This is a genomic window from Arthrobacter sp. 05T444, assembly GCF_056395905.1.
Window position 1 is genome coordinate 1 of sequence record NZ_JBFTKK010000023.1, and the last position, 11,679, is coordinate 11,679.

Consider the following 11,679-nt stretch of genomic DNA (forward strand, 5'->3'; position numbering starts at 1 on the left):
GTAAAAACCAGACCACACCACAGGGGCGGCGCAACCTGGTCAATTCAACCAATTCATATAAAATAAACCGGTATCAACAAACTTGGCACACTATTGAGTTCTCAAACAACAGACACACCCGGCACCACCACAACCAAACAACCAGTCGCGGATCGCTCCGGAGCAACTTTTCAAGCTTACCCGCTCGCTTCACCCTGGTCAAATCGGCGTCCGCGGCTTCGTGACGCCCTGAGGCATCCTACTCGCTTTACCGACCAACTCCGGGGAGCGGCGCGGAAATAAACTCTACCACTACTTTTGCCAGAGGCCAACCCAGGCGCAGAAGGGACGGATGAGGCCCGGAATCACGCGGATTCCGGGCCTCATCAGCCGGCCTTGAAAAGGTGTTCTGCCGACACTTACGGTCGGCTGACCCTACGGCCTCAACTCACCGTGGTGTCCGGCGCTTCTGCTGCAGCTGACCGGCTCTGCAGTTTCGGAGCGCCCGTGCCTGCCGGCTTGAAGTATGCAGCACCCAGCGGCGGCAGCGTCACAGTCAGGGTGGCGGGCTGGCCATCGAGACCTTCGTCCTCCGCCGTCAGGTTCCCCGCGTTGAGAACGCCGGAACCACCGTATGCCGGCGCATCGGTGTTGAGTACTTCAGTCCAGGCACCGGCGGACGGCACCCCAAGGGCGTACTCCTTGTGCGGCCCACCCGAGAAGTTAACCGCTACGACCAGCGGGTTGCCCTCAGTGTCCCAACGGACAAAGGTCAGCACATTGCGGTCCGCGTCAGCCCCGTTGATCCACTGGAATCCGCCGGGCTCGTTGTCGCGTGAATACAACGCAGGAGTGGACTTGTACAGCTCGTTCAGATCCTTCGTGAGGAGCTGAATCCCGCGGTGGGCCGGAATGTCGGCCAGCCACCAGTCCAGGCCGTGCTGCTCGGACCATTCGGCTTCCTGGCCGAACTCGGTCCCCATGAAGATCAGTTGCTTGCCCGGGTGCGCCCACTGGTAACCGAGGAAGGCCCGCAGGTTCGCCAGTTGCTGCCAGCGGTCGCCGGGCATCTTGCGGAGCATCGAGCCCTTGCCGTGGACAACCTCGTCATGGCTGATGGGGAGCAGGAAGTTCTCAGTGAAGGCATAGACCAGCGAGAACGTGACCGTCCCGTGGTGCCACTTCCGGTTGACTGGATCTTCCGACGCGTACTTGAGCGAATCGTGCATCCAGCCCATGTTCCACTTGAGCCCGAAGCCCAGCCCGCCGTGGCTGGTGGGACCCGTCACGCCAGGGAATGCGGTGGATTCTTCAGCGATCATGACCGCGCCGGGATGCGTCTTGTAGACCGTGGCGTTGGTCTCTTGGAGGAAGGAGATAGCCTCCAGGTTTTCGCGGCCGCCGAACCTGTTCGGCTGCCACTGACCCTCTTCACGGGAGTAATCCAGATAGAGCATGGACGCGACCGCGTCCACGCGCAGTCCGTCGATGTGGAATTCATCGAGCCAGTAGAGCGCGTTGGCCACGAGGAAGTTGCGGACCTCGGTGCGGCCGAAGTCGAAGATCAGGGTTCCCCAGTCCGGGTGTTCCCCCAGGTTGGGATCGGCATGTTCGTACAGCGGCTGGCCGTCGAACTGGGCCAGGGCCCAGTTGTCCTTGGGGAAGTGCGCCGGGACCCAGTCAAGGAGGACCCCGATACCAGCCTGGTGGAGCGCATCCACCAGGTACCGGAACTCGTCAGGGTGGCCGAAGCGTGACGTCGGGGCAAAGTAGGAGGTGACCTGATAGCCCCAGGAGCCGCCGAAGGGGTGTTCGGCCACCGGCATGAACTCAACGTGGCTGAAGCCAAGCCACTGCACATAGTCAACGAGTTCCTTGGCCAGTTCGCGGTAGCTCAGGCCGAGGCGCCACGATCCGAGGTGGACCTCGTAGACGCTCATGGGCGAGTTGTGCGGGTCCCGCTCGGCCCGGGCCTTCATCCAGTCCGCGTCCTCGAACCGGTAGTGGGAGTCAACCACCCTCGAGGCGGTCAGCGGCGGGACCTCGGTGCCGAATGCCAGGGGGTCGGCCTTCTCAACCCAGTGGCCGGCCTTGGTCTTGATCTCGTATTTGTAGCACGCGCCTGCTACAACGCCCGGGACGAACAATTCCCAGACGCCGGAGGAGCCAAGGGAGCGCAATGAGTTTTCGCGCCCGTCCCAGGCATTGAAGTCACCCTTAACGCGCACGGCCTCGGCGTTGGGGGCCCACACCGCGAAGGACACGCCGTCGACGTCCCCCAGCGAGGACTTATAGTGCTGGACGTGGGCGCCGAGCACCGTCCAGAGCGTCTCGTGGCGGCCCTCTCCGATCAGGTGCAGATCCACTTCGCCCACCGTCGGAAGGTAGCGGTACGGTTCGTCCACCGTCACAGGTTCCGCACCCTCGTATGTCACCTCAAGCCGATAGTCCGGCACGTGACCGGCCTGCAGGGGCTCCAGCACGGCAACCCACACGCCCTCTGATTCGTGGGTCATCGGCATCGAACCGGCCGCGGTCACCACAGTGACGGCTTCGGCCAGGTGCTTGACGGTGCGGATGGTTACGTGGCCGTAGTCATCCAGATGGGCACCAAGCACAGAGTGTGGGGCGTGGTGCTCTCCGGCCGCCACGCGCGAAAGCGTATGCGCATCCACATGGAGAGGGACCTGGGGCCGATCTGTAGGTGCAGAGCCTGTCATCTTATTACCTTCCGCTGCGGCCGCGGCCGGTTCGCCGGGGCCTTTCTTGCTGAGGAGCCGCCTGGATGCATTCACCGGAATAGCCAGCCAGTCGGGCCTGTTGCGCAATTCATACACGACTTCGTATAACGCCTTATCCAGCCACAATGCCACAAAGAGCGGGGAGTTCCGGTCTATGGTGCCGGGGGTGACTTCCAAGTAGCCGGCCAGGAAGGCCTCGGCGCAGTCGTCCACCCACGACTCGGGCACCCGGGCACCGCTCCCCTCGCGCTCCGCGGCTCCCGCGGCATAGTCAAATGAGCGCAGCATGCCCACCACGTCCCTTAGCGGGACGTCGGGGAAGTTCCGTTCAGAGATGGGCCGCAGCGGCTCACCCTCGAAGTCAAGAATGGCCCACCGGTCCGAGTCGCCTTCACGGCCCGGAACTTGGAGGATCTGGCCAAGGTGGAGGTCACCGTGGATGCGCTGGAGCGCACCCGCCGGGACACCCTCGAGTTGCTTAAGGAGGCTTTCCAGCTCGCTTTCGTGGGGCCCGACGGCGGGGCCGGCCTCGCTCCAGGCCTGCCGCACCCGCTGGGCTACTCCAGGCGCTATGACCCCGCCCGGGACGGCTTCTGAGGAAACCCCCAGCGTCTCGGCGAGCCGACGGTGGACGGTGGCCGTGGCATGGCCCAGCGAGTGCGCCTGCTCGGTGAAGTCCGCTCCTGCGCTGGCCGCATCAACCGCCAGCCGCCAGGCATCCCGGCCTCCGGCCAGGAACTCGTGGGCTACCGCCAATTCGCCCTGGGCCGTGCCTGCCGCAGCGGTCTCCGGGCCGGACCCTGCGGACGATGTCCGCGCCCGCTGCGGAAACCACTCGCCTGTGACCCAGCCGAGGGTGGCCGGGACTTCAGAGGTCCTCGCGGCGGACAGGGCTGCCCCCACTTCCACCTCCGGATTGCGGCCGGCCGAAAGCACACGGAAGAATTTCACGATAGCCGCGGAGGCGCCGTCGTCGACGATCACCGAACTGTTGGACTGTTCGCCCGACAGGACCCGGACCGTGCCGGTGGCACGCGGAAGGGGCTGGCCGGCGCCGGAGAGGTGCCCGCTGGCCGTGCCGGCCGCCGCGGTTCCCTCCGTCCGCATAAGCTCCAGCCATTCGGCAATGAACACCGGATCATGGACGGCGTCGTAGACCCAACGGTGCCCCAAATCCGCGTGGTCACTTTCGCCGATGAGCGCGCTCTCGGCCCCGGGCAGCGGTTCGCGCCGGTAGCTGAGCGGCACCTGCACCACATCGGTGCGGGGGCCGCCGTCGGCAGTTTCGGAGACCACGGCGGCGAGGAAGACCTCAAGGCCCACCTCACCCGACGACTCGTTGAGGATGAGTCCGCCCACGGGAGCAAGCGAGAATTCGGCGGACTTCACCGGGAACCACCGCTGGCGCGGCAGCCATTGGCGAAGCAGCTCTTCGAGCGTTGGTGTCAGCGTAGATTGGCTCATGTCACCCCTCAATGGACAGGATGGGCATCGCCTGGGTGAAAGGTGACGCCGGGTTGGACGCAGCCGAACGTACCCGGAGCCAGAAGAAGTCGTGGCTGCCAAGGGTAAGGGTCAGGTTCCCGTCGTCTCCGACGCCGGGAAAGGGCTGGCCGCCGAACACGTCCCGGAGCCCGCGTCCCGCAAACTGCGGAAGCCTCAGCGTGGTCGCCACGGGGTGCTGCGAGAGGTTGAAGGCGCACAGGATGGTTTCGGGCGGTTCGCCGGCGGAGTTACCTTCCGGCAATTCGCGCACGTAGGCCAGCACCACTTCGTGGTCGGCTTCCACGTGCTTGAAGCCGCCCAGCCCGAACGCCGCGTGGTTGCGCCGGACACTCAGGATCTGCCGTGTCCAGCGAAGCAGCGACCCTGAGTGCGCGGCCTCGGCCTCAACATTGGCCATGTTGTAGTTGTAGACCAGCGACTGGATCACCGGAAGGTAGAGCTTGCCGGGATCCGCGTTGGAGAACCCGGCGTTCCGGTCCGGGTTCCACTGCATGGGTGTGCGGACGGCGTCGCGGTCTTCCAGCCAGATGTTGTCGCCCATGCCGATTTCGTCCCCGTAGTAAAGAAAGGGGCTCCCCGGCAAGGACAGCAGCATCGCGTTGATGAGTTCGATTTCCGCCCTGGAGTTATCCAGCAGCGGCGCCAGCCGGCGCCGGATGCCGATGTTGGCCCGCATGCGCGGATCCGGGGCATACCAGCCAAGCATCGCCGCCCGTTCGTCGGCGGTGACCATTTCCAGCGTCAGCTCATCGTGGTTTCGAAGGAAGGTTCCCCACTGCGCACCCTCGGGGATCTCCGGCGTGTCATGCATGGTCTCGATGATCGGGGCTGCCTTTTGGTCGCGCAGCGCGTAGTACAGCCGAGGCATGATCGGGAAGTGGAAAGCCATGTGGCACTCCGGTTCCTCCTCGGTGCCGAAATACTCCACCACTTCGTTGGGCGGCTGGTTGGCCTCCGCGATGATCACCCTGCCGGGATAGCTCTCATCCACCATCTTCCGCAGCTTGCGGAGGAACTCGTGGGTGGCAGGCAGGTTCTCGCAGTTGGTGCCTTCCTCCTCGAAGAGGTACGGGATCGCGTCGGCGCGGAAGCCGTCGATTCCCTGGTCCAGCCAGAACCGCACGACGTCGAACAGAGCGTCGATGACCTTGGGGTTCTCGAAATTGAGGTCGGGCTGGTGGCTGAAAAAACGGTGCCAGAAGAACTGGCGCCGGATGGGGTCGAAGGTCCAGTTGGACTCCTCCGTGTCCACGAAGATGATGCGGGCATCCTGGTACTTTTCGTCGGTGTCGCTCCACACGTAGAAGTCGCCGAAAGGACCGTCCGGATCCTTCCGCGACTCCTGGAACCACGGGTGTTGGTCCGAGGTGTGGTTCAGCGGGAGGTCGATGATGACCCGAACGCCGCGGGCATGGGCCTCGGCCACGAGCCGCTTGAAGTCACTGATGGTTCCAAACTCGTCCAGCACCGAGTTGTAGTCGGAGATGTCATAGCCGCCGTCCCGGAGCGGCGACTGGAAGAAAGGCGGAAGCCAAAGGCAGTCCACGCCCAGCCACTGCAGGTAGTCGAGTTTCTCGATCAGTCCGTGGAAGTCGCCTGAACCGTCGCCGTTCGCATCCGCGAAGCCCCGGACAAGCACTTCATAGAACACCGCCTTCCGGTACCACAGAGGATCGTGTTGCAATCCCGGCGCATTGAGCTCGAACGTGCTCTTCGGTGTGAAGTGGTGACTCGGGTTCTGCGGGCTGAAACTCAATTGAGGCTACCTCCGGATGTTCAGGATGTGTGCAGGTTCTACATGGGCATCGAGTCTGACGTAGTTGTATTCGCCCCATTCCCACGTCTCGCCCGAGATCAAATCATCCACCCTGAAGCCGCCGTTCGGCGTGAGGTCTGCCGGGTCGAGCTGCAGCGCGGCGAGATCAAGCGATACCGTGCTTTCCCGCGTGCTGTGCGGATCCACGTTGACCACCACGATGAGGGTGTCCTTGGTGCCATCCGGGAGTGTCTTGTGCTTGGAATAGACCACTGTGGCGTCATCCGTGCTGCGGTGCACAGTCAGGTTCTGCAGGTCCCCCAGCGCCGGGTGGGTCTTGCGGATCTCGTTGAGCCTGGTCAGGTAAGGGGCCAGCGTCCGCCCCGACGCGGCAGCGGCCTCCCAGTCCCTGGCCTTGTACTCGAACTTCTCGTTGTCGATGTACTCTTCCGCCCCGGGCCTGGCCACATGTTCGTACAGTTCGAAGCCGGCGTACACGCCCCACAACGGGCTGGCCGTCGCCGCAAGTGCAGCACGGATCTTGAACGCCGCGGGACCACCGTACTGGAGGTACTCGGTGAGGATATCCGGAGTATTGACGAAGAAATTCGGCCGGAAGTACGCCGGCGAGTCGTGGCTGACCTCCTGGAAGTACTCCTCCAGTTCCTTCTTGGTGTTCCGCCACGTGAAGTACGTGTAGGACTGCTGGAAGCCGGCCCTGCCGAGCGCGTGCATCATGGCGGGCCGGGTGAAGGCCTCCGCCAGGAAGACGACTTCCGGGTTTTTCTTGTTGACCTTGCCGATGAGCCACTCCCAGAACCAGACAGGTTTGGTGTGCGGGTTGTCCACGCGGAAGATCTTCACCCCGTGGCTGACCCAGAGCTGGACGATGCGCAGGATTTCCCTGGACAGGCCCTCGGGATCGTTGTCGAAGTTGAGGGGATAGATGTCCTGGTACTTTTTCGGAGGATTTTCAGCGTATGCGATGCTGCCATCCACGCGGGTGGTGAACCATTCCGGGTTGGACGTGACCCACGGGTGGTCAGGCGCGGCCTGGAGGGCCAGATCCAGCGCGACTTCGAGGCCCAGCTCGTTGGCGCGGGCCACGAACGCGTCGAAGTCCTCGAACGTGCCGAGTTCCGGGTGGATGGCGTCGTGGCCGCCCTCTTTGGCCCCGATGGCCCACGGGGATCCGGGGTCGTTCGGGCCCGCGATCAGCGTGTTGTTGGGGCCTTTGCGGTGCTGGATGCCAATGGGGTGGATCGGGGGCATGTAGATGACGTCGAAACCCATGTCCGCGACGGCCGGCAGCCTGTTGGCCGCAGTCCTGAAGGTGCCGGACGTCCAGGCGCCGGTCTCGTGGTTGCGGACGGCGCCCTCGGAACGGGGGAAGAACTCATACCAGGATCCGCGGCCGGCGAGATCCCGCTCAACCAGCAGGGGAAACGGTTCGGAGACTGTAACAAGCTCGCGGATCGGCTCGCGGCCCACAATCTCGGCAACGTCCGCGCCGAAGCCGGCAGCCAGACGCTCTTCGGCGGACCTGGAGGTGTCGGAGAGACCGACGACGGCGGTACGAAGCGTCCGCCTGTCGGTGGAGTTGCGGAACGGCTCCTCTGCCGCCTGCGACAACAGGGCGGCGCCTTCATCGAGCATCAGCTCTACGTCGATGCCCGCCTCGACCTTGACCTCGGCGTTGTGGTGCCACGTGCCATAGCGGTCATGCCATGCTTCGATCACGAAGGACCAGTTGCCGGTGGAAGTGGGAGTCAGCATACCCTCCCAAAGGTCTGTACCCTTGCCACGGTCACCGGCCGGCGGCTGAAGGCGCACGCGCTGGCGCTCTTTGCCCTTGGGATCCAGGAGGACGGCGCTGACCCCCAACATGTCGTGGCCTTCGCGGAACGACTGTGCGCTGACCACGATCCCTTCGCCGGGGAGCGCCTTGGCGGGGTACTTCCCCCCTTCCACAACCGGCTGAACGTTGGTGATCGGGAAACGGCCGAATCGAAGGCCATCCATGATCGAAACTTTCGGCGTTTGCTTGGAGGGGGCACTGGTTCGCGTGTTAGTCGTCACAGGCTCGACGTTAGCGAGAAAAGGAGGGAAATGCTAAGCCTGCGATCTTAATTAGCGAACTGATTCGTCATTTACCGGAAAGTAATCCAATCCGGTTCCGGCCGTTCATCTTGTCCGTTAGTGTGACGCAGGTGAAGGCAATCCGCAGATTTACCGTCCGAACCGTTCTTCCTGAACCGATCCGGCCGCTTGCCCGCTTGGCCACCAACCTGCGCTGGTCCTGGCACCGGCCCACCAGGGAACTCTTCGAGGGACTCAACCCCAAAGTTTGGGCTGAAAGCGGCAACGATCCGGTCAACTTCCTCGGTCTTGTCGGCCGGGAGGAAATGCACCGGCTGGCGACCGACCAGGATGTCGTGGCGCGTGTGCACTCCGCGGCCGAGGACCTGGACCGGTACCTTCAAGAGCCGCGCTGGTACCAGAGCCTGGGGGACGACGCCCCCGCCTCCATCGCGTACTTCTCACCAGAATTCGGCATCACGGAGGTTCTCCCGCAGTACTCCGGCGGCCTCGGCATCCTCGCCGGCGACCACTTGAAGGCTGCCTCGGACCTCGGCGTTCCATTGATCGGTGTGGGTTTGCTGTACCAGGCCGGCTACTTCAAGCAGTCCCTGTCCCGCGACGCCTGGCAGCAGGAAACCTATCCGGTGATTGATCCGGATGGCCTGCCCCTGACGCTGCTCCGGGAGCCGTCGGCGGACGGAAACGGCAAGCCCATCCAGATCGCGCTGCCGCTGCCCAGCGGGCGGCGCCTTTTGGCGCACATCTGGCGTGCCGACGTCGGACGTGTCCCCCTCCTGCTGTTGGACTCCAACGTTCCCGGCAATGACGACGCCGCCCGCGGCATCACAGACCGCCTGTACGGCGGCGGAGGCGACCACCGTCTGCAGCAGGAACTGCTGCTGGGCATGGGCGGGGTGAAGGCGCTGCGCGTCTACCAGCGGCTCACGGGCACCACAGCGCCGGAGGTGTTCCACACCAACGAAGGCCACGCCGGTTTCCTCGGGATCGAACGGATCCAGGAACTGATGGCCGGGGAGCAGTCACTCACGTTCAATGAGGCCCTTGCCGCGGGGCGCGCATCGACTGTGTTCACCACGCACACCCCTGTTCCGGCCGGCATCGACCGCTTCGAAGTCGCGCAGATCCAGCATTTCTTCGAGGCGGGCCTTGCCCCGGACGTCCCCACGTCCCGGATCCTGGATCTGGGACGCGAAGACTTCGCGGACGGCAACCCCTTCGTGTTCAACATGGCCGTCATGGGGCTCCGCCTCGCGCAGCGGGCCAACGGCGTGGCCAAACTACACGGTGAAGTATCCCGCGGCATGTTCGCGGCGCTCTGGCCGGGATTCGACCATTCCGAGGTGCCCATCACGTCCGTGACCAACGGCGTGCACGTACCCACGTGGGTCGACTCGAGGATTTCCAAGCTCGCCCGTGAAAGATTCGGCGTGGAAGCTGAAGTAATGGGCCGGTGGGACCTCGCCTACAACGTCAGCGACGCCGAAGTCTGGGCGCTCCGGCGCGAAATGCGCGTCTCGCTCGTCGAGGACGTCCGGCGCCGGCTGCGTGCGGCGTGGAAGAAACGAGGCGCCGCCGACGCCGAACTCGGCTGGACGGACTCGGTGCTTGACCCGGATGTCCTGACCATCGGCTTCGCCCGGCGCGTGCCCACCTACAAGCGGCTGACGCTGATGCTGCGCGAACCGGAACGGCTCAAGGCTCTGCTGCTGCACAAGGAGCACCCCATCCAGCTGGTCATTGCCGGCAAGTCGCACCCCGCAGACGATGCCGGCAAGAAGATGATCCAGGACCTGGTGCGCTTTACGGATGACCCGAAGGTCCGGCACCGTATCGTCTTCCTGCCGAACTACGACATCGCCATGGCCCGCACGCTCTTCCCGGGCTGCGACGTCTGGCTCAACAACCCGCTGCGCCCGCTGGAAGCCTGCGGCACGTCCGGCATGAAGGCCGCCATCAACGGATCCCTCAACCTTTCGGTGCTCGACGGCTGGTGGGATGAGATGTACGACGGCGAGAACGGCTGGGCGATTCCGACCGCCAACAACGGAGCCTCATCGGAGGAACGCGACGATATCGAGGCCGCGGCGCTGTACGAACTGCTTGAGACGCAGGTGGCACCGCGCTTCTACGGCAGTACTGTGTCCGAGGCGGCCGGCGCTGCCGGGCCGTCGTCTTCAGGGCGGGAGAAGATCCCCACCCACTGGGTGTCCATGATCAAGCACACGCTCGCCCACCTGGGACCGGCGGTGTCCGCCGAACGGATGCTGCAGGACTACGTCAACATCCTGTACAGGCCTGCTGCCATTTCGGGCCGGCACGCCGTTGCGGATTCCTTCGCCCAGGCCAGGGAACTCGCAGCCTGGACGTCCAGGGTCCGCGAGGCCTGGCCCCAGCTGCATGTGGAACACGTGGACTCCCTGGGAGTGTCCGAGGAACCGCAGATCGGCGATACTCTGCAGGTCAACGCGTACGTGGGGCTGCACGACCTGACGCCCGACGACGTGTCTGTGGAAGTTGCGTACGGCCAGGCCGAGGAAAGCGACGAACTCGCCAACGTGACCCTTGTGGAACTGGAGCCGAAGGATGAGCTCGGCAGCGGCCGGTACCTGTTCACAGGCTCAATCGTGATCGACCGCTCCGGATCCTTCGGCTACACAGTGCGGGTGTTGCCCAAGCACGAGGCACTGGCGTCCAAGGCCGAGCTGGGCCTGATCGTGAACGCGTAGGCAGAGGTTGCTAGAGGAACACGGCGATGACTGACAGGTCCTTGCCGGCGTAGCTTTCGGCGTCCTGCAGGACCTCGCAGATGACTCCGAAGGACCTGTCGCTGCGGAAGGCCGCTGGCACCTGCCAGATGACCGTCACTGGTTCCTGGCCGTCGTCGGAAATGGCGTCGGCGAAGTCGTGCAGCGAGTCGTTGAGGGCGTCCAGGTTCACTCCGTAGTGCTCCGGGAAATCCAGGGCTTCCCCGAAACGGGTCAGCACCTCTTTCTTGGAGCCCGCTGCCGGGATCAGGAGGCTGCGGCGGCCGGCGTCCGCAAGCTGGTCACGCAGCTCGTCGACTGTCCAGGTGTCCACGGAATAGATTTTCATGGTGCTACTTACCCTCTGCTATGAACTTGAACGACTCGTAGTGGTCCGGGGTGTAGTACTTTTCGCCGGACTTGCCTGCCACGATCCTTCGGGCGCCCCGGTCGGATTCCCCGGGAGTGGGAACGGTGTACTCCCTGTAGTAGCCGCCCGACTTGCGCGGCAGGATGCGTTCAAGGTTTCCGAAGGTCACTCCATCGCGCTCATAAGGGAACGGACCGCCCTGGCGTATGAGCGTGAGAATCCGGCGGCCTTCGGCGGGGAGCTGGGACTCCCTGATCGTGGCGAGGCCGGAGGGGTTGGGGATGCCTGTGGTCTGGCCAGCAGCCGAGGGTGCGCGAGAGGACGCGGGGGCGGGGGTGCGGGACGGTGCAACGGTTCCGGACGGTGCCTGTGCGGGACTGCCGGCCTGTGGCTGCAGCCCGTTGGACACGACAAGTGCCAATCCGAGCAGCGCAATCAGCACCACCGCAGCCAGTAAACGGCGCATATCTATGCTTTCCC

6 protein-coding genes are annotated in these 11,679 nt (G+C 64.3%); 1 reads left to right on the forward strand and 5 read right to left on the reverse strand.

Annotation, left to right across the window (positions count from 1 at the left end):
- Positions 1-422: 422 nt before the first annotated feature.
- The 3 genes from AC1DD3_RS18270 to AC1DD3_RS18280 are packed head-to-tail and all read right to left on the reverse strand — an operon-like array spanning position 423 to position 8,004.
- Complete coding sequence (locus AC1DD3_RS18270; protein WP_230120797.1) at positions 423-4,184, reverse strand: 1,4-alpha-glucan branching enzyme; 3,762 nt, start codon at positions 4,182-4,184, stop codon at positions 423-425.
- Between the two features lies 1 nt (position 4,185).
- The gene (treS, locus tag AC1DD3_RS18275; RefSeq protein WP_230120795.1) at positions 4,186-5,982 is read right to left on the reverse strand and encodes a maltose alpha-D-glucosyltransferase; all 1,797 of its coding nucleotides are present in this window, start codon (positions 5,980-5,982) and stop codon (positions 4,186-4,188) included.
- Between the two features lie 6 nt (positions 5,983-5,988).
- Positions 5,989-8,004, reverse strand: a complete 2,016-nt coding sequence (locus tag AC1DD3_RS18280; RefSeq protein WP_230120782.1) for an alpha-1,4-glucan--maltose-1-phosphate maltosyltransferase — start codon at positions 8,002-8,004, stop codon at positions 5,989-5,991.
- A 188-nt stretch (positions 8,005-8,192) separates the two neighbouring features.
- On the opposite strand from AC1DD3_RS18280, the gene glgP reads away from it, so the two are divergent.
- Positions 8,193-10,811, forward strand: coding sequence for an alpha-glucan family phosphorylase (gene glgP, locus AC1DD3_RS18285; protein ID WP_230120780.1), 2,619 nt, complete (start codon positions 8,193-8,195; stop codon positions 10,809-10,811).
- Positions 10,812-10,821: 10 nt separating this feature from the next.
- Here the strand turns inward: glgP and AC1DD3_RS18290 are convergent, their stop codons facing one another.
- Both AC1DD3_RS18290 and AC1DD3_RS18295 read right to left on the reverse strand, forming a co-directional pair.
- Positions 10,822-11,178 (reverse strand): barstar family protein, encoded by a 357-nt coding sequence (locus tag AC1DD3_RS18290; RefSeq protein ID WP_230120779.1) that lies wholly within the window; start codon positions 11,176-11,178, stop codon positions 10,822-10,824.
- Between the two features lie 4 nt (positions 11,179-11,182).
- A complete protein-coding gene (locus tag AC1DD3_RS18295) occupies positions 11,183-11,665 on the reverse strand; it encodes a guanyl-specific ribonuclease (RefSeq protein WP_230120777.1) in 483 nt (160 codons plus the stop codon).
- Between the last annotated feature and the right edge of the window lie 14 nt (positions 11,666-11,679).

Excerpts from the sequence above, each read along its gene's own strand:
- AC1DD3_RS18270 (WP_230120797.1), bottom strand. The coding sequence starts at position 4,184 with ATGAGCCAATCTACGCTGACACCAACGCTCGAAGAGCTGCTTCGCCAA.
- AC1DD3_RS18280 (WP_230120782.1), bottom strand. The coding sequence starts at position 8,004 with ATGGATGGCCTTCGATTCGGCCGTTTCCCGATCACCAACGTTCAGCCG.
- AC1DD3_RS18290 (WP_230120779.1), bottom strand. The coding sequence starts at position 11,178 with ATGAAAATCTATTCCGTGGACACCTGGACAGTCGACGAGCTGCGTGAC.
- AC1DD3_RS18295 (WP_230120777.1), bottom strand. The coding sequence starts at position 11,665 with ATGCGCCGTTTACTGGCTGCGGTGGTGCTGATTGCGCTGCTCGGATTG.